This window comes from Pseudomonas sp. 9Ag, from assembly GCF_902506445.1.
GTDB lineage: Bacteria > Pseudomonadota > Gammaproteobacteria > Pseudomonadales > Pseudomonadaceae > Stutzerimonas > Stutzerimonas stutzeri_AB.
The window spans coordinates 3,254,968-3,272,655 of sequence record NZ_LR733836.1 but is presented as its reverse complement, the minus strand read 5'-3'; the positions used below and the strand labels follow the sequence as shown (position 1 = coordinate 3,272,655).

The 17,688-nt window shown below is 59.9% G+C and carries 20 protein-coding genes; 12 read left to right on the top strand and 8 right to left on the bottom strand.

Annotated elements, in window-relative coordinates; genetic code table 11:
- The first annotated feature begins 128 nt into the window (after positions 1-128).
- The 4 genes from rpsP to rplS are packed head-to-tail and all read left to right on the top strand — an operon-like array spanning position 129 to position 2,075.
- Positions 129-380, top strand: coding sequence for a 30S ribosomal protein S16 (rpsP, locus tag ALTERO38_RS14815; RefSeq protein ID WP_102835711.1), 252 nt, complete (start codon positions 129-131; stop codon positions 378-380).
- Between the two features lie 5 nt (positions 381-385).
- Positions 386-922 carry a ribosome maturation factor RimM gene (gene rimM, locus ALTERO38_RS14810; protein ID WP_159968843.1) on the top strand — a complete coding sequence of 179 codons (537 nt, stop codon included), beginning with the start codon at positions 386-388 and terminating at the stop codon, positions 920-922.
- A gap of 5 nt (positions 923-927) precedes the next feature.
- Entirely contained in the window at positions 928-1,680 is a 753-nt protein-coding gene (gene trmD / locus ALTERO38_RS14805) for a tRNA (guanosine(37)-N1)-methyltransferase TrmD (protein WP_102835713.1), read from the top strand.
- 44 nt (positions 1,681-1,724) lie between these two features.
- A complete protein-coding gene (gene rplS, locus ALTERO38_RS14800; protein WP_102835714.1) occupies positions 1,725-2,075 on the top strand; it encodes a 50S ribosomal protein L19 in 351 nt (116 codons plus the stop codon).
- A 144-nt stretch (positions 2,076-2,219) separates the two neighbouring features.
- Here the strand turns inward: rplS and ALTERO38_RS14795 are convergent, their stop codons facing one another.
- Positions 2,220-4,064 carry a sodium:proton antiporter gene (locus ALTERO38_RS14795; protein ID WP_159968842.1) on the bottom strand — a complete coding sequence of 615 codons (1,845 nt, stop codon included), beginning with the start codon at positions 4,062-4,064 and terminating at the stop codon, positions 2,220-2,222.
- 190 nt (positions 4,065-4,254) lie between these two features.
- Between ALTERO38_RS14795 and xerD the strand changes: the two genes are divergently transcribed.
- From xerD to thrC, 5 genes are all read left to right on the top strand, one after another.
- On the top strand, positions 4,255-5,151 hold the full coding sequence (gene xerD / locus ALTERO38_RS14790) for a site-specific tyrosine recombinase XerD (RefSeq protein WP_159969719.1): 897 nt from the start codon (positions 4,255-4,257) through the stop codon (positions 5,149-5,151).
- Positions 5,152-5,278: 127 nt separating this feature from the next.
- Positions 5,279-6,004 (top strand): DsbC family protein, encoded by a 726-nt coding sequence (locus ALTERO38_RS14785; RefSeq protein ID WP_159968841.1) that lies wholly within the window; start codon positions 5,279-5,281, stop codon positions 6,002-6,004.
- Positions 6,005-6,113: 109 nt separating this feature from the next.
- Positions 6,114-6,611: a GFA family protein gene (locus tag ALTERO38_RS14780; RefSeq protein ID WP_159968840.1), complete on the top strand. Its 498-nt coding sequence runs from the start codon at positions 6,114-6,116 to the stop codon at positions 6,609-6,611.
- Positions 6,612-6,723: 112 nt separating this feature from the next.
- Complete coding sequence (locus ALTERO38_RS14775; RefSeq protein ID WP_102835718.1) at positions 6,724-8,028, top strand: homoserine dehydrogenase; 1,305 nt, start codon at positions 6,724-6,726, stop codon at positions 8,026-8,028.
- A gap of 59 nt (positions 8,029-8,087) precedes the next feature.
- On the top strand, positions 8,088-9,497 hold the full coding sequence (gene thrC / locus ALTERO38_RS14770) for a threonine synthase (RefSeq protein WP_073301409.1): 1,410 nt from the start codon (positions 8,088-8,090) through the stop codon (positions 9,495-9,497).
- Positions 9,498-9,571: 74 nt separating this feature from the next.
- Here the strand turns inward: thrC and rnt are convergent, their stop codons facing one another.
- Positions 9,572-10,246, bottom strand: coding sequence for a ribonuclease T (gene rnt, locus ALTERO38_RS14765; protein WP_064481720.1), 675 nt, complete (start codon positions 10,244-10,246; stop codon positions 9,572-9,574).
- A complete protein-coding gene (gene pyrC / locus ALTERO38_RS14760; RefSeq protein WP_159968839.1) occupies positions 10,243-11,286 on the bottom strand; it encodes a dihydroorotase in 1,044 nt (347 codons plus the stop codon). The genes rnt and pyrC overlap by 4 nt, the downstream gene beginning before the upstream one ends.
- 184 nt (positions 11,287-11,470) lie before the next feature.
- Here pyrC and ALTERO38_RS14755 point away from each other — a divergent pair, with 184 nt between their 5' ends.
- The 3 genes from ALTERO38_RS14755 (at position 11,471) to gloA (ending at position 14,144) form a co-directional block, all read left to right on the top strand.
- Positions 11,471-12,364 (top strand): OmpA family protein, encoded by an 894-nt coding sequence (locus ALTERO38_RS14755; RefSeq protein WP_102835988.1) that lies wholly within the window; start codon positions 11,471-11,473, stop codon positions 12,362-12,364.
- A gap of 86 nt (positions 12,365-12,450) precedes the next feature.
- Positions 12,451-13,668 (top strand): argininosuccinate synthase, encoded by a 1,218-nt coding sequence (locus tag ALTERO38_RS14750; RefSeq protein WP_159968838.1) that lies wholly within the window; start codon positions 12,451-12,453, stop codon positions 13,666-13,668.
- An 83-nt stretch (positions 13,669-13,751) separates the two neighbouring features.
- Entirely contained in the window at positions 13,752-14,144 is a 393-nt protein-coding gene (gene gloA / locus ALTERO38_RS14745; protein WP_159968837.1) for a lactoylglutathione lyase, read from the top strand.
- A 39-nt stretch (positions 14,145-14,183) separates the two neighbouring features.
- Here gloA and ALTERO38_RS14740 read toward each other — a convergent pair whose 3' ends face one another.
- The 5 genes from ALTERO38_RS14740 to ALTERO38_RS14720 all read right to left on the bottom strand — a co-directional run bounded on the left by ALTERO38_RS14740 (position 14,184) and on the right by ALTERO38_RS14720 (position 17,642).
- Complete coding sequence (locus ALTERO38_RS14740; protein ID WP_148926660.1) at positions 14,184-14,363, bottom strand: PA3496 family putative envelope integrity protein; 180 nt, start codon at positions 14,361-14,363, stop codon at positions 14,184-14,186.
- A 109-nt stretch (positions 14,364-14,472) separates the two neighbouring features.
- Entirely contained in the window at positions 14,473-15,111 is a 639-nt protein-coding gene (gene nth, locus ALTERO38_RS14735) for an endonuclease III (protein ID WP_148926659.1), read from the bottom strand.
- Positions 15,112-15,131: 20 nt separating this feature from the next.
- A complete protein-coding gene (locus ALTERO38_RS14730) occupies positions 15,132-15,845 on the bottom strand; it encodes an electron transport complex subunit E (protein ID WP_159968836.1) in 714 nt (237 codons plus the stop codon).
- On the bottom strand, positions 15,842-16,612 hold the full coding sequence (gene rsxG, locus ALTERO38_RS14725; protein ID WP_148926657.1) for an electron transport complex subunit RsxG: 771 nt from the start codon (positions 16,610-16,612) through the stop codon (positions 15,842-15,844). Before rsxG ends, ALTERO38_RS14730 begins: the two co-directional genes overlap by 4 nt.
- A gap of 1 nt (position 16,613) precedes the next feature.
- Positions 16,614-17,642, bottom strand: coding sequence for an RnfABCDGE type electron transport complex subunit D (locus ALTERO38_RS14720; RefSeq protein ID WP_159968835.1), 1,029 nt, complete (start codon positions 17,640-17,642; stop codon positions 16,614-16,616).
- Between the last annotated feature and the right edge of the window lie 46 nt (positions 17,643-17,688).

Genomic DNA, 17,688 nt, shown 5'->3' with positions numbered 1-17,688 from the left:
GGCGAGGCCTGCAGTTGTTTTTTAAAAAGCCATTTGCAAAAAACCGGATATTCCTTAGAATATGCGGCCTTTCGGGCCTTGGGCCCTGCATTCAGATTTGCTGTACCGACTACAGGAACGATGTTCACATGGTAACTATTCGTCTCGCCCGTGGCGGCTCCAAGAAGCGCCCTTTCTACCACCTGACCGTGACCAACAGCCGCAACCCGCGCGATGGTCGTTTCGTTGAGCGTATCGGCTTCTTCAATCCGATCGCCTCGGGTGCGGAAGTGAAGCTTTCTGTAAACCAGGAGCGCGCTACTTACTGGCTGGGCCAGGGCGCACAGCCGTCTGAGCGTGTTGCTCAGCTGCTGAAGGAAGCTGCTAAGGCCGCTGCCTGAACAATATGAACGCAACGTCAGCTCCGGCCGAAGACCTGATCGTCATCGGCAAGATCGTATCGGTGCATGGCGTGCGTGGAGACGTGAAGATCTATTCTTTCACCGATCCAATCGACAATCTGCTGGAGTATCGTCGCTGGACGCTGAGGCGAGGCGATGAAGTCAAGCAGGTTGAGATGGTGAAGGGTCGCCTCCAGGGCAAGATCCTGGTGGCTACGCTGAAAGGGCTGACGGATCGAGAAGAAGCGCGTACTTACGCCGACTTCGAGATCTGTATTCCTCGCAGTGAGCTACCCCAGCTGACCGGTGATGATTACTACTGGTACCAGTTGCAGGGTCTGACGATCATCAACCAGCTCGAGCAGGTGCTCGGTCGGGTCGATCATCTGCTCGAAACGGGCGCCAATGACGTCATGGTGGTCAAGCCGTTCGACGGCAGTCTGGATGATCGCGAACGCTTGTTGCCCTACACCGATCAGTGTGTTTTGAAGATCGATCTGGAAGCAGGCGAGATGCGGGTCGAATGGGATGCGGACTTCTAGTCAACATGCCCAATCTTCGTGTCGATGTCATCAGTCTGTTTCCGGACATGTTTGCTGCTATCAGTGAATATGGAATCACCAGCCGGGCAGTAAAGCAGGGGTTACTTCAGCTGCATTGCTGGAATCCTCGAGCGTATACCGAAGATCGTCATCAGACGGTCGATGATCGGCCTTTCGGGGGCGGTCCGGGCATGGTGATGAAGATCAAGCCACTGGAACTCGCGCTTGCAGATGCTCGGCATGCTGCAGGTGAGAAGGCCAAGGTGATTTATCTTTCTCCCCAGGGACGGCAGCTCAAACAGGCTGACGTCCGTGCATTGGCGGGTGAGGAAGGATTGATCCTCATTGCAGGTCGTTACGAAGGTATCGACGAGCGCTTCATAGAAGCGCATGTGGATGAGGAATGGTCGATTGGTGACTATGTGCTGTCCGGCGGTGAGTTGCCGGCCATGGTGCTGATCGATGCTGTGACCCGCCTGCTCCCTGGAGCATTGGGTCATGCTGATTCAGCCGAGGAGGACTCGTTTACTGACGGCCTGCTCGACTGTCCGCATTACACGCGACCGGAAGTGTATGCGGATAAACGTGTTCCTGAAGTGTTGCTCAGCGGCAATCATGAACACATCCGGCGCTGGCGTTTACAGCAGTCCCTCGGAAGGACATGGGAACGCCGCGCTGATCTTCTGGATAGCCGCTCGCTTTCTGGGGAAGAACAAAAGCTGCTAGCGGAATTTATCCGCCAGCGGGACGATAGTTAAACGTATCGATGGCACGCCAGCATGGCCTGTCTCAGGAGCACAGCATGACCAACAAGATTATTCAGGCGATTGAAAGCGAGCAGATGACCAAGCAGCTGCCCCCGTTCGCCCCCGGTGACACCGTAGTTGTCCAGGTTAAGGTGAAGGAAGGCGATCGTGAGCGTCTGCAGGCCTTTGAAGGCGTTGTGATTGGCAAGCGCAACCGCGGCCTGAACAGTGCATTCACTGTTCGCAAGATCTCCAACGGTGTAGGCGTTGAGCGTACTTTCCAGTACTACAGCCCGATGGTCGACAGCCTCAGCGTCAAGCGCCGTGGTGATGTCCGTAAAGCCAAGCTGTACTACCTCCGCGCGCTGTCCGGCAAGGCAGCCCGCATCAAGGAAAAGCTTTCCTGAGGAAAGTTTCCTTAACAAAAAAAAGCAGCCTCCGGGCTGCTTTTTTGTGGGCGGTTGGTTTTGCTCGAATCCGGGTAGCCAGGGCGCGAGCGGCTTACTGCCGGCGGCCGTTGCTGTTCGTAGGGCCTGGAAGTGTTAGCGCGCTCAGGCTTTCGGACGGTCCGGTTCAGGTTTGTTTACGGCTGCTTGGACGTTTGCGTTGTCGGTTAAAGCGATCAGGGTCCAGCCAGCCTCCGGCTTGATGCGGGCATCCGGGTGAAACACGTGTGTATGGCCGTGGTTGTCAATGGCGAAATACAGGATTGCGCCTGACCCATTTAGAGTCTGGTATTCCGGCCAGCCAAAGGTTTCGGTCAGTTTGTTGCTTTTAAGTGAGTCACCTCGGCCAAGCCGCCCGGCAAGTTGCGAGTAGGTCAGAGTGGGCGTACCTAGCGGGCGGCCTCGGTGTTCGTCGCTGGGACGATGTTTGTCGCTGCGTCGATTCTCTTGTGTGCTTGCCAGATTAAACAGTCGATCAACGCCGAACTCATGACGGAAGCGCATGGCGGCGAGGGTGTTCATTTCTCCAACAGGCGACAACGCCAGCAGGTGCCCGAGTCCAACCAGGTCGAGGTGGTTTTCGGCGTGTTGCGAGGCGGGGTTCCCGTAATAGGTTGGCAGGTTCTCCATCCGCGCCGCGCGAATATTGTCCCAGCTGGAGTCGGTGAGCATGACTCTCACGCCTTGTTCGCTCAGCGCGCGCCCTATCGCTCTTGCAACCGGATTGGCGCCTACGATCAAAAAGCCGCTTGGCGACGGTTCCGCGACTTTCAGCAGTCTCGCCAATGGGCGTGCGGTTGCGCTTTGCAGCACGACGGTACCGATGATGACGGCGAAGGTGAGGGGCACGAGCAGCAGCGCGCCCTGGTGGCCCGCTTCGTCCAGGCGAACCGCAAAGATTGCGGACACGGCAGCCGCCACGATTCCGCGGGGTGCAATCCATGCCAGCAGCAGCCTCTCCCGCCAGTTCAACTGGGAACCCCAAGTGCTCAGGGTGATCGCCAGCGGTCGGGCCACGAATTGCACGATCACCAGAAGAATCAACACTGCCGGCCCCAGCTGCACCAAGGCTGTCAGGTCGAGCATCGCTGCGAGCAGGATAAACAACCCCGAGATCAGCAGAATGCTCAGGTTCTCCTTGAAGTGAAGGATGTCTCGCACGTCGACATCCCTCATGTTCGCAAGCCAGATCCCCATCAGCGTGACGGCCAGCAAGCCGGATTCATGCACCAGGGTATTGGCGGTGACGAATACGCCGAGCACTGACGCCAGTGTCGCCAGATTCTGCAGATACTCCGGCAGCCAGTGTCTTTTCACCAGTTGGCCGAGCGTCCATCCTCCTGCTATCCCGAGCACGGTTCCGCACAGCAGGACCCCGCCGAACGTCTGCAAGCTCTGCGTCCAGGCGGCCTCGGTGCCTCGCGTAATGATGAAGCTGTAAACCACCACTGCAAGCAAGGCGCCAATCGGATCGATGATGATGCCTTCCCATCTCAGGATATTGGCAACCGCCGCGTTGGGGCGCACTACGCGCAGCATTGGTACGATCACGGTCGGGCCCGTCACAAGCGTCAAGCTTCCCAAGAGCAACGCCAGGTCCCAATCAAAGCCAAGCAGCCAATGAGCGGACAGGGTGATCACGCCCCAGGTCGTCAGCGCGCCGATGCCAATCAGGCGGCGCACGACGGTGCCGATGCCAGGCAATTCCGAGACGCGTAGCGTCAGGCTGCCTTCGAAAAGGATCAACGCCACCGCCAGGGAAACCAGCGGAAAGAGCAGTGTCCCGAACAGGCGGGTCGGGTCCAGCCAGCCGAGCACGGGGCCGGCCAGGATCCCACTCAGCAAGAGAAACAGAATCGCTGGCAGTCGTAATCGCCATGCCAGCCATTGGCTGGCAAGCGAGGCGATGCCGAGCGCAGCGAGGGCAATGAGAATGTCTTGTTCGGTCATGGTTACCAGGTGTTCAAAGAGGCGGGTCGGTTAGATCAGGCTCACACTCCGTGTGGGTCCGTTGTTGCGGAGCTACTGGATAGTCTGACACTGCTCGGGCCGATCAGGTCTATTTGGAATGAGCAAGGTGGCTGTTCGGTCCGAGCGGTCTATGGAACACTGGCCGCCTTTCCGTCCAGTGTTTCTGTGCATGCCGGCTCACGACGACCCCCTTATTGATCGTTTCCTCGACGCTCTTTGGCTCGAAAAAGGACTTTCGGACAACACCCGCGACGCCTATCGCAGCGATTTAGCGCTATTCAACGGCTGGCTGGGCGAGCGCAATGTGCGTCTTGTCGATGTGGGACGGGACGCCATTCTCGATCACCTCGCCTGGCGCCTGGCTAACGGCTACAAGGCTCGTTCAACCGCACGGCTGTTGTCCGGGCTTCGCGGGTTCTATCGATTTCTGTTGCGCGAAGGCTTGATCACGGTCGATCCAACGCTGCGAGTGGATCTGCCGCAGTTGGGGCGGCCACTGCCCAGGGCGTTGTCGGAAACTGATGTCGAATCGCTGCTGTCCGCGCCGGATATCGGCGAGCCGCTGGGGCTGCGCGACCGGGCGATGCTCGAAGTCCTCTATGCAACCGGCCTGCGGGTCACGGAGCTGATCGAACTTCGTCTTGAGCAGATCAATCTTCGCCAGGGCGTCTTGCGTACCTTCGGTAAAGGAAACAAGGAGCGCCTGGTGCCTTTGGGCGAGGAGTCTATGCACTGGCTGGCACGCTATCTTCGCGACGCCCGTCACGAGCTGCTCAGTGGCAAGGCCAGCGATGTGGTATTTCCAAGCCGACGAGGGGATCTGATGACAAGGCAGACGTTTTGGCATCGAGTCAAACAGCATGCCCGGCAGGCCGGAATAGCCGTGCCGATCTCTCCCCACACACTGCGTCACGCATTTGCTACTCACCTGCTCAATCATGGAGCGGATCTTCGAACCGTGCAGATGCTCCTCGGCCACAGTGATCTGTCGACTACGCAAATCTACATGCACATTGCCCGCGCCAGGCTGCAGGAACTCCACGCGCAACACCATCCGCGTGGTTGAGCGGCTGACGTTAGAAGATGCGGTGCAGACCACAAAGCCGATGAGCGAAGGTCTGCCGCCTGCAACAGGCGACAGGGGCTATGTTAATCTGCCGACCTTCCCTCGATCGAAGTCGCCAGGAGATTTCATGCGCGTGAATCGTAGTTTTGCTGCCGTTGCCCTGGGCCTCGCCAGCTCTGTTGTCCTGGCCGCTGACGCTGAACAGGCGATCCGTGAGTCGCTTAACGCACTTCAACCCGATATGCCCATCGAGGCGATCGCCGAAAGCCCCATGAACGGTGTTTATCAGGTTCAGCTGAAGGGTGGGCGTCAGCTCTACGCGAGCGCGGACGGTCAGTTCCTGATTCAGGGCTATATGTATCAGTTCAAGGACGGCCAGGCGACCAACCTGACCGAGCAGGCGCAGAGCCGATCCGTTGCGAAAGCGATTGACGCTGTTCCAACCAGCAAGATGGTGGTTTTCTCGCCTGAAAATCCGAAGACCCATATCACTGTATTTACCGACACCGATTGCGGCTACTGCCAGAAGCTGCACAGTGAAGTACCGGAGCTGAACCGTCTTGGCGTCGAGGTTCGCTATATGGCCTTTCCGCGGCAGGGGATGGGCAGTCACGGTGCCAACACCCTGACCAGCGTATGGTGCGCAAAGGATCGTCAGGCTGCGATGAACAAGGCCAAGGTACGTGAGGATGTACCGGCCGCCAGCTGCGACAACCCGGTAGCCGAGCAGTATGAGTTAGGCCAGCTGATCGGCGTTCAGGGCACCCCGGCAATTATCCTCGCGGATGGCCAGATCATCCCTGGCTACCAGCCGGCGCCGCAGCTCGCCGAACTCGCTCTGAAAGCCAAGTAGCCGCCTGGACAGCCTCTTCTGTCGCGAAGAGGCTGTCCATTTCAGCTGCGGCTGAACTGTTTCCCCCCTCGCGTTCAAAGCCAGAAGGCATATTGAAGAGGTGGAGAAAATGAAGCTCGAAGGTTCCTGTCATTGCAAGGCCGTTGGTTTTTCTGTGGAGTCGGCCGAACCCTATCCGTTCATGCGCTGTTATTGCTCGATCTGTCGCAAAACGGCAGGGGCGGGCGGCTATGCGATCAATCTGGGTGGGGATCACCGGACGCTTACGGTGCATGGCCGCGAAAACCTGAGCATCTACCAGGCCAGAATGGTCGATGCCAAAACCGGCGCGGTGCGTATCAGTGATGGGCAACGTCATTTCTGCAAGCTGTGTGGCAGCGCGCTCTGGTTGTGGGACCCGAACTGGCCAGACCTGGTGCATCCACATGCCTCGGCAATCGATAGCGACCTGCCGAGCCCGCCCGAGACGACACACCTGATGCTGGCATCGAAGGCGTCGTGGGTCGAGCCGCAGCTGGGGCCAGACGATCGTTGCTTCGATGAGTATCCGGATGAGTCGCTAGCGCAGTGGCACCAGCGGCTGGGGTTGCAGAGCAAGTCCAGCTAGTAGCCGGTCCGCCAAGCGCTGCCGATTTGACTAAAGCTCCTGTGCTTCGTAATGTGCGACTCTTTTGTTCGGCCGCCGTGTAGGGCCGTCCGTTGGCAATGGGGAGTGCAACTTGAAACCGGTGAAAGTTGGCATCTGTGGGCTGGGAACCGTCGGTGGCGGTACCTTCAATGTGCTCGAGCGCAACGCAGCGGAAATCGCGCGCCGTGCTGGACGTGGAATCGAGGTCGCGCAGATTGCGGCTCGTCATGCGAACCCCAAGTGCAACACCGGTGACACCCCGATTACCGCCGATATCTTCGATGTCGCCAATAACCCCGAGATCGACATCGTCGTCGAGCTGATCGGGGGCTATACGTTAGCCCGCGAACTGGTGCTCAAGGCCATCGAGAACGGCAAGCATGTGGTCACGGCAAACAAGGCGCTGATCGCCGTGCACGGCAATGAGATCTTTGCGAAGGCGCGCGAGAAGGGCGTCATCGTAGCCTTCGAAGCCTCGGTAGCCGGCGGTATCCCGATCATTAAGGCCATTCGCGAAGGGCTGGCGGGCAACCAGATCAATTGGCTCGCCGGTATCATCAACGGAACCGGTAACTTCATTCTTACCGAGATGCGGGAGAAAGGTCGGACCTTCGAGGACGTACTGAAGGAGGCTCAGGAGCTCGGTTATGCAGAGACCGATCCGACCTTCGACGTCGAAGGCATAGACGCCGCCCACAAGCTGACCATCCTTGCCTCCATTGCCTTCGGCGTGCCGCTGCAATTCGATAAGGCCTACACCGAAGGGATCTCCAAGCTGACCACGGCTGACGTCAACTACGCCGAGGCGCTGGGCTACCGCATCAAGCACCTGGGCGTCGCGCGCAGCACTGCCTCAGGCATCGAGCTGCGCGTCCACCCTACGCTGATCCCGGCCGATCGCCTGATCGCCAACGTCAATGGCGTAATGAACGCGGTGATGGTCAACGGTGATGCCGTTGGCTCGACCCTTTATTACGGGGCCGGTGCCGGCATGGAGCCGACGGCTTCGGCTGTGGTCGCGGACCTGGTGGATGTGGCCCGTGCGCTGACCACCGATCCGAACAACCGCGTCCCGCACTTGGCCTTTCAGCCGGACTCGCTCTCTGCTCATCCGATCCTGCCGATCGGCGCTTGCGAAAGCGCCTATTACCTACGCATTCAAGCCAAGGATCGCCCGGGCGTGTTGGCTCAGGTCGCCACTATTCTGTCGGAGCGTGGCATCAATATCGAATCGATCATGCAGAAGGAAGCCGAAGAGCAAGACGGATTGGTTCCGGTCATCCTGGTCACGCATCGAGTGGTCGAGCAGCGAATCGACGACGCCATCGCAGCACTTGAAGCCCTTGCCGACGTGGTGGGCAACGTGGTGCGGATTCGTGTCGAGCAACTGAACTAACTCAGCAACGTCGGGCTGCTCTGGCGGCCCGCAGTCAGCGTCCAACGTAGGTTTGAACAATGCGCTACATCAGTACCCGTGGCCAGGCGCCCGCCCTGAATTTCGAAGACGTGCTGCTTGCCGGGTTGGCCAGCGACGGCGGTCTATACGTGCCGGAAAACCTGCCGCGTTTCACCGTCGAGGAAATCGCATCCTGGTCTGGGCTGCCCTACCACGAGCTGGCGTTCAAGGTAATGCGCCCGTTTGTTACCGGCAGCATTCCGGATGCTGACTTCAAGCAGATCCTGGAAGAAACCTACGGCGTGTTCGCCCATAGTGCGGTCGCACCGCTGCGCCAGCTGGACAGCAACGAGTGGGTGCTCGAACTCTTCCATGGCCCGACCCTGGCGTTCAAGGACTTTGCCCTGCAGCTGCTGGGTCGGCTGCTCGACTATGTGCTGGCCAAGCGCGGTGAGCGCGTAGTGATTATCGGCGCCACTTCGGGCGATACCGGCTCGGCAGCGATCGAAGGCTGCCGCCGTTGTGACAACGTGGATATCTTCATCCTCCACCCGCACAACCGGGTCTCCGAAGTGCAGCGTCGGCAGATGACGACCATCTTCGGCGACAACATCCACAACATCGCTATCGAAGGCAACTTCGATGACTGCCAGGAAATGGTCAAGGACAGCTTCGCTGACCAGGGCTTCCTCAAGGGTACGCGGCTGGTAGCGGTCAACTCGATCAACTGGGCGCGGATCATGGCTCAGATTGTTTACTACTTCCATGCGGCGCTGCAGCTAGGCGGCCCGGCCCGTTCGGTGGCGTTTTCCGTTCCGACCGGCAACTTCGGCGATATCTTCGCCGGCTACCTGGCGCGCAACATGGGTCTGCCAATCAGCCAGCTGGTGGTGGCAACCAACCGAAATGACATCCTCCACCGTTTCATGAGTGGCAACCGCTACGACAAGGACACACTGCACCCGTCGCTGTCGCCCTCCATGGACATCATGGTGTCCTCCAACTTCGAGCGTTTGTTGTTCGATTTGCACGGCCGTAACGGCGCTGCGGTCGCCGAACTGATGAGTGCATTCAAGGCCAGCGGCAAGTTGTCTGTCGAGGAGGAGCGCTGGGTTGAGGCACGCAAGCTGTTCGATTCGCTGGCCGTAGACGACGCACAGACCTGCAAGACTATCGCCGAGGTGTTTACCAAAACCGGCGAATTACTCGATCCGCACACGGCGATCGGCGTCTATGCTGCGCGCGAGTGTCGCCGCAGCCTGGCAACACCTATGGTTACACTGGGAACTGCCCATCCGGTCAAGTTTCCTGAAGCGGTGGAGAAGGCCGGGGTTGGCAAGGCGCTGGAGTTGCCGGCGCATCTGGCTGACCTGTTCGAGCGTCCGGAGCGTTGCACTGTGCTGAAGAATGATCTGAAAGCCATGCAAGCGTTCGTCAGCGAACATGGCAATCGCGGCAAGCCGCTGTAATTGACCAGCAGTAATGAAAAAGGCCAGTCTTACGACTGGCCTTTTTTCGTTAAGGGCGAAGGACGATGCCGAGATTACTCGTCGAACTCTTCCCAGCCGCCCATTTCCCTCCAGCGATTGACGATGCCGCAGAACAGTTCGGCGGTCTTTTCTGTGTCATAACGCGCAGAATGTGCTTCGCGTCCGTCAAAGTCGATGCCGGCTGCCTGGCAAGCCTTTGCGAGAACGGTCTGGCCATAGGCGAGGCCGGCCAGCGTCGCGGTGTCGAAGCTGGAGAACGGGTGAAACGGATTGCGCTTGATGTCGCAGCGGGCAATCGCCGCGTTCAGAAAACCGAGATCGAAGCTGCTGTTGTGACCGACCAGAATGGCGCGTTTGCAGCCGGCTGACTTCACTGCTTTGCGCACGCTGCGGATGATCTCGTTCATCGCCTGCGATTCGGGGACCGCCATGCGCAGCGGGTGGTCGAGCTTGATGCCGGTGAACTCCAATGCGGCCGCCTCGATATTGGCGCCGGCGAAAGGTTCGACACGGAAGAAGAGGGTGTCCTGCGGGTAAAGCAGACCTTGCTCATCCATGCCGATAGTCACAGCGGCGATTTCCAGCAGTGCGTCTGTGGCGCAGTTGAATCCACCGCACTCCACGTCGACAACGACTGGCAGGAAGCCGCGAAAGCGTCTCGCCATCGGCGAGCGCGGCTTGCCTGGTTGGTTGCCTTCCAGCTCGTCGTCAAACTGATCGTCGCTCATGCTTCTGCCTCCAGCCGCCACTGCAGGGTTTCGCCTGCACGCAAGGGCACGACGTTGTGCTCTCCGAACGGTAGGTTGGCCGGCACGCTCCAAGACTCGCGGATCAGGGTGATGGTATCGGTGTTGCGGGGCAGGCCATAGAAGTCGGCGCCGAAGTGGCTGGCAAAGGCTTCCAGACGATTCAGTGCGCTGCGCTGCTCAAAGGCCTCGGCATAGAGTTCGATCGCAGCGAACGCGGTGTAGCAGCCAGCGCAGCCGCAGGCGTTTTCCTTGGCATGCTGGGCGTGCGGCGCCGAGTCGGTGCCGAGAAAGAACTTCGGGTTGCCGCTGGTGGCGGCATCGAGCAGCGCTTCCTGATGAACGTTGCGCTTGAGAATGGGCAAACAGAAAAAGTGCGGGCGGATGCCGCCCACCAGCATGTGGTTGCGGTTGTAGAGCAAGTGGTGAGCCGTGATGGTTGCCCCGACATTGCTGCTGGCAGCCTCGACGAACTGCACGGCGTCGCGCGTGGTGATGTGCTCGAACACCACCTTGAGGCTCGGGAAACGCTCGGTGACACGGCTGAGTTGCTCATCGATGAAGTACTTTTCGCGATCGAAGATGTCAATTTCCGAGCGCGTCACTTCGCCATGGACCAACAACGGCAAGCCAACCTCGGCCATGGTCTCGAGCACCGGGAAGATGTTGTCGATGCGGGTGACGCCGGATGCCGAATTGGTGGTGGCCCCGGCCGGATAAAGCTTGGCGGCGAATACATAGCCACTGGCTTTGGCGGCGCGCACATCTTCGGGCTGCGTGCCGTCGGTGAGGTAGAGCACCATCAGTGGCTCAAAGGCGCTGCCAGCCGGACGGGCGGCAAGGATGCGCTGGCGATAGCTGTCCGCCTCGCTAGCATTTCGGACCGGCGGGACCAGGTTCGGCATGATGATGGCGCGCGCGAACTGGCGTGCAGCGTCTGCCACGGTGTGTGGCAGCGCTGCGCCGTCGCGCAGGTGGATGTGCCAGTCGTCGGGGCGCAGTAATGTCAGTCGGTCGGACATGCAGGGTTCCAGGCGGTAAAACGTGCGGGAATGCTACCGGAAACGCGGGAAAAAATCGCTGCAGGCGGGACGTTGCCATGCAACGGGCGATGATGTGGTGGGTACGACCTTGACCGCTGCGGGTTCAAGTTTTCGGGGTAGGCACCGATACCCCGGTTGAATGTCGTTCACCGTGGAGCCCTACGTGCGCTTGCGCCTTCTAGTGATTGCCTGTCTGTTGGCTTCCCCAGCCAATGCCCTCACGTTCCAGACTCGTCTGGAGCGTGCGCAGTGGCAGGTGGAAGGCGATCAGTTCGAGTGTCGGTTAACGCAGCCGGTCGCAGGGTTTGGATCGGGTGAGTTCGTACGGCGAGCGGGCGAGCAACCGACTTTCCGCTTGCAGTCGCCGGATCGCTGGCTGGGCAACGGTTCAGCCACGCTGCTTGCTGCAGCCGCGCCCTGGCAGCCGAGCCGTGGCGATATAAATCTCGGATTGGTTTCCGTAGTCGGCGGCGATATTCCGTTCAACAGCACCTACCTGCAAGCCGGCCGCCTGTTGAGTGGTCTTCTCGAAGGGCGCAGCCCGGTGGTGCGTCACCGGACCCGGCTTGGTGGTGATGCGCTGGAAGTGCGGCTGTTGCCAGTGCGCTTTGGCAAAGCCTATGAGGACTTTCGCAGCTGTGCGGCCAAGCTGCTGCCGGTCAACTTCGAGCAGATTCGCACGTCGCAGGTTGGTTTCCCCGCCGGTGACGTCGCGCTCGACGCGTTGGGCCAGGCCAAGCTCGACATCATTCTGCAGTTCCTCAAGGCCGACCCCAGCGTCAATCGCATCCAGCTCGATGGTCACTCCGATAACAGCGGCAACCGGCTGACCAATCGCGACCTGTCCCGTCGCCGGGCGCTGGCGGTCGAAGAGTATCTGATCGGCAATGGGGTTCCTAAGGAACAGATTACGCTGCGCTTTCACGGCGAACGCTATCCCATCGTTCCCAACAGCAGCGAGGCCAACCGCGCCAAGAACCGGCGGGTGACTCTGCGTCTGGAGCGCGGGCCGGCGACCACCACCGCGGCAGCAGAGGGCGGTACACCTTCGTCCTGAAGGCGAGCGGTGCTCACGCCCCTGTAAAACAAACGTCGCGACCAGTAGAATCCCCGCTTTCCTTACAATCCCGGGAGTGGATGGCAATGGCCGACGTAAAGAAGGTAGTCCTGGCGTATTCCGGTGGCCTGGACACCTCGGTGATCCTCAAGTGGCTGCAAGACACTTATAACTGCGAAGTGGTGACCTTTACGGCCGACCTCGGTCAGGGCGAGGAAGTCGAGCCTGCTCGTGCCAAGGCCAAGGCCATGGGCGTCAAGGAAATCTACATCGACGATCTGCGCGAAGAATTTGTCCGCGACTTCGTCTTTCCAATGTTCCGCGCCAATACCGTTTACGAAGGCGAGTACCTGCTGGGTACCTCCATTGCCCGCCCGCTGATCGCCAAGCGTCTGATTGAGATTGCCAACGAGACCGGCGCCGACGCCATTTCTCACGGCGCCACCGGCAAGGGCAACGACCAGGTCCGTTTCGAACTGGGCGCCTATGCGCTGAAGCCGGGCGTCAAGGTCATCGCGCCGTGGCGCGAGTGGGATCTGCTCTCGCGTGAGAAGCTGATGGATTATGCCGCTAGCCACGAGATCCCGATCGAGCGTCACGGCAAGAAGAAGTCGCCGTACTCCATGGATGCCAACCTGCTGCACATCTCCTATGAAGGCGGCGTGCTGGAAGACACCTGGACCGAGCACGAAGAAGACATGTGGCGTTGGACCCGTTCGCCTGAGACGGCGCCGGATACGCCGACCTACATCGAACTGACTTACCGTAAGGGCGACATCGTTGCCATCGATGGCAAGGACATGACCCCGGCCGAAGTGCTGGCCTATCTGAACAAGATCGGTGGCGAGAACGGCATCGGGCGCTTGGACATCGTCGAGAACCGCTACGTCGGCATGAAGTCGCGCGGCTGCTACGAGACCCCGGGCGGCACCATCATGCTCAAGGGCCACCGCGCCATTGAGTCGATTACCCTAGACCGTGAAGTGGCGCACCTGAAAGACGAGCTGATGCCCAAGTACGCCAGCCTGATCTACAACGGCTACTGGTGGAGCCCTGAGCGCAGCATGCTCCAGCAGATGATCGACGCCTCGCAGGTCAATGTGAACGGTGTGGTGCGTCTGAAGCTCTATAAAGGCAACGTCATCGTCACCGGCCGTAAATCGGACGACTCGCTGTTCGACGCCAACATTGCGACCTTCGAAGACGATGCGGGCGCCTATGACCAGGCCGATGCGGGTGGCTTCATCAAGCTCAATGCGTTGCGCATGCGCATCGCCGCGAACAAGGGCCGGACGCAGTTCTGATAGAGACTGCTACGCAGCCTGACCATAACCCCGGCCGCGAGCCGGGGTTATGCTTTATGCACCGCTGATTAGGAGAGAGACCCATGAGACTGCTGCATACCATGCTGCGAGTCGGCGATATGGAGCGATCCATCGCCTTCTATACCGAAGTGCTGGGCATGACGCTGCTGCGCCGCAAGGATTACCCGGACGGCAAGTTCACCCTGGCATTTGTGGGCTACGGTGACGAAGCACATAACAGTGTGCTGGAGCTGACCCACAACTGGGGTGTCGAGAAGTATGACCTGGGAGACGGTTACGGCCATATCGCGCTGGAGGTCGAAGACGTCTACAAAGCCTGCGAGGATATCCGTAGTCGAGGCGGCAAGATCACCCGCGAGCCGGGGCCGATGAAACATGGCACCAGCATCCTGGCGTTTATCGAAGACCCGGATGGCTACAAGGTCGAGCTGCTGTCGCCCTCGCGACGCGACTGATTTGGTGCGAAAAAGCCCCTGTGACGGGGCTTTTTCAGCTCAGAGGTCGAAGTCGAACTCGTTGAGTTGCTTCTGCAAACGACGCTCTTCGAGCAGGTTGTCGATGATCCGGCGCTTGGTCAGGTTGGTCTTGGCGACTTCGACCGGGGTCTCTGCGCCATCGTCTTCGTCATCTGCGGCGAAGTCATCTTCGATCTGGATCTCTTCTTTCTCGGACACTTGTGTCACTCCACGGCTAAGGCGCGCTGTTGGCGCACCTTATAGCGACAAAAGTGAAGGCCGTAAAAAAGATTTTTTCAATCAGGCGATAGGTTTTCTGTTTGGCGGCTCAATCGTCAGAGGTCTTGTGCTTGTATTCGCAGAGATCCTCGATACGGCAACTGCCGCATTGCGGCCTGCGCGCCTTGCAGACGTAGCGCCCGTGCAGGATCAGCCAGTGATGGGCGTCCAGGAGGTAATCCTTCGGCACGAATTTGACCAGTTTGCGCTCGACCTCGAGCACGTTCTTGCCGGGCGCAATTCTGGTGCGGTTGGCAACACGGAAGATGTGGGTGTCGACTGCCATGGTGAATTGGCGAAACGCCGTGTTCAGCACCACATTGGCCGTTTTGCGGCCAACGCCCGGTAGCGCCTCGAGGGCCTCACGGTTATCAGGCACCTGGCTGTCGTGTTGTTCGATCAGGATGCGGCAGGTCTCAAGAACGTTCTTGGCTTTGCTTGGATAAAGCCCGATGGTCTTGATGTAGCTGCACAGGCCGTCATAGCCGAGCGCATAGATGGCCTCGGGGGTGTTGGCGACAGGGTAAAGTTTGGCCGTTGCCTTGTTGACGCCCACGTCGGTGGCCTGGGCCGAGAGGATCACGGCAATCAAGAGCTCGAACGGAGTGCTGTAGGCCAGTTCGGTCTTCGGCTCCGGGTTGTCCTCATGAAACCGGCGGAAGATCTCCAGGCGTTTGGCCGCGTTCATTTACCGCGCTCCATTCGGCATCATTCGATCACCCCGGTGACACGAACGCGGCGGCTCTGCACTGGCGTCTCTGCCTGCGTTGCCTTGGCGCGCTCAGCTAGGTGCTCGTCGATACGATTCTTCAGCGCAATCAGCAGGCCGAGCACGATAAAGGCGCCCGGTGGCAGGATGGCCAACAGGAAGCCCTTGTAGTCGCTGAATAGCGTCAGCTGCCAGTCGCTGGCAATCGGGCCGAACAGCAAATGCATGTTGGCGAACACCGCACCGGTGCCAACCAGTTCGCGCACGCCACCCAGCACCACGAGGACCAGGGCGAACCCGAGCCCCATGAGCAAGCCGTCAAAGCCCGCAATCAACGGATTATGCTTGGCGGCAAAACCGTCGGCACGGCCGAGGATGACGCAGTTGGTGGTGATCAGCGGGATGAAAATGCCGAGTATCTGGTACAGCTCATAGGTATAGGCCTGCATGAGCAGCTCGATACAGGTTGTCAGTGCCGCGATGATCATCACGAACGCGGGCAGGCGCACCGCAGTATTGACGACGCCCCGTACCAGCGACACGCCAACGTTCGAGCAGATCAGCACCAGGGCTGTGGCGAGCCCGAGCCCGAGCGCGTTGACCGCCGAGTTGCTCACGCCGAGCAGTGGGCACAGGCCAAGTAGCTGGACCAGTGCCGGATTGTTTTTCCACAGGCCGTTCACGCTCAGTTCGCGATAGCTTGGATTGCTCATTGGGTTCGGCCTTCCTGCTCGGCTTGCGGATCGTTGGTCTGCAATGTGTCGCGGGTCGCAGCGGCGCCGGCGCGCGAGTGGGTAGTGACCTCGTCCGGCTCGACCTCATCTTCCAGCGCAGCTTCGGCTGCTATCGGCGCCCTGTCGGCAGCGAGCAGCTCCTGCTTGTGGGCTGCAAAGTATTGCAGGGCCCGATGCACGGCGCCCACTACTGCCCGCGGCGTAATGGTGGCTCCGGCAAACTGGTCGAACTCGCCACGATCCTTTTTCACGGCCCAGCCTGACGCGTCTGGATCGCTCAGTGAGCGGTTTTCAAAGCTTCGTATCCAGGGGCTCTTGGCCAGTTCGATCTTGTCGCCCAAGCCGGGTGTTTCACGGTGCGCGACCACGCGAACGCCGGCGACTCGCCCGTCTGCCTGCACGCCTACCAGCAGCTGGATCGCACCGCTGTATCCGTCGGGTGCAATGGCTTGCAGGATCACCGCGCTTGGCTGGCCGTTCTTCATCGCGACATAGGCCGGCATGGGCTGGCGAGTGCCAAGCAGCGGATCTTGCACCAGAACGCTGCTGTCGAGCAGCTGATTGTCATAGCTGTCTCTAGGGAGGATCTCGTTGAGGGCCCGTAGCTGTGCGGCACGCTCCGAGGCTTGAATCCGTTCTGCCGTGAACTGCTGGAGCAGGGTCACGCCGCCAACGGTGAAAATCGCAAACAGGCCGAGCACCAGGCTGTTCTTGAGCATCGAGCGGCTGAGTTCAGGGATGATCATGTCATTCGCCCAGCTTGAAGCCGCGCTCGGCCTTGCGATGGCCGTAGGTGCGCGGACGGGTGTAATAGTCGATGGTGGGAGCTGACAGGTTCATCAGCAGCACGGCGAACGCCACGGCATCCGGATAGCCGCCCCAGGCGCGAATGACATAGACGAGAATGCCCACGCCTGCACCGAAAATAAGTCGGCCCTGGTTGCTGGTGGCGCTGCTCACCGGATCCGTGACGATGAAGAAGGCGCCGAGCATGGTGGCGCCGCTGAGCAGGTGGAACAGCGGTGAACCATGGCTATCAGAGCCCGAACCGTTCCAGAACAACAAACTCATGACGATCAGCGCGGCAAGCATGCCAACCGGCGCATGCCAGCTGAACAGGCGCTTGTGCAGGAGGAACAGGCCGCCAGCTAGAAATGCGAGATTGACGACCTCCGAGCCAATCCCTCCGAAGTGACCGAAAGCTGGGTTGGCCCAAAGCTCGTCCACGGTCAGGCTCTTGTTGACCTTGAGAAGATCGAGCGCGGTGGCCTGTGTCCAGCCATCGGGCAGCGAGGCGATGCCAAGGATGTGCTGCAGACCGGCACTCAAGCCGACCGTGTGGGGCACAGGCCAGGTGGTCATTTTCACCGGAAACGAAACGAGCACCACCACGTAGCCAATCATGGCGGGATTGAAGGGGTTCTGACCCAGTCCACCATAGAGCTGCTTGCCGAGCGCGATGGCGCTGCCCGTGGCGATCAATGTCAGCCACCAAGGCGAGTAGGGTGGCAGCGCCAGTGCTAGCAGGACCGCCGTAACCAATGCGCTGCCGTCGCGCAGGAAGAATTGCACTGGGCGTTGCCTTAGTCTCAGGATCAGCGCCTCACAACCAAGGGCTACAGCGCTGGCCCAGAGCAGGTTGATCAGGGTGCCGGCGCCATACAGCCACGTCAGGGCGATTACGCCGGGCAAGGTTGCCGCCAGCACCAGCATCATGACTCGCTGGGTGCGGTTGTTTCCTTTGGTGTGCGGTGAGGTGATGCGGGGCAGGGCCATTGGCTCTCCGGTGAATACTTGAAAGGGAGGGCGATCACCTGTCGAT